Raw genomic sequence first — 358 nt, 5'->3', positions numbered from 1 at the left:
GTTCAACGCGGCGACCGGCGTGGTGAGCTACAGCTACACACTGGTCGATAACGAAGCCCACCCAACTGCCAATGGTGCCAACACCTTGCCCGAGCAGTTCGCCGTGACCGTGGTGGATGACAACGGCACCACTGCCACGGGCAACCTCGACGTCAACATCGTCGACGACCTGCCCAACGCCGTGGGCGACAGCAACGCCAGTACCGCTTCGGAAACCCTGCTGACGTTGAACGGCAACGTGCTGAGCAACGACGTGCAAGGCGCCGACCGGGTAACGGTTGGTGAAAATGCCGGCCCGGTCACCCCCGGGACCTTCACCGGCACCTACGGCACCCTGGTGCTGAATGCCAACGGCACT

General features: G+C 63.4%; 1 protein-coding gene. It reads left to right on the top strand.

Annotated features, from left to right (window positions below):
- The coding region (locus ACM6IT_RS27025) for a hypothetical protein (protein WP_414919024.1) at positions 1-358 on the top strand (358 nt) is incomplete at both ends.

The sequence above is a fragment of the Pseudomonas sp. IT-P4 genome, from assembly GCF_949767755.1.
GTDB classification, from domain to species: Bacteria; Pseudomonadota; Gammaproteobacteria; order Pseudomonadales; family Pseudomonadaceae; genus Aquipseudomonas; species Aquipseudomonas monachiensis.
This window is presented reverse-complemented; position numbering and strand designations above follow the sequence as displayed.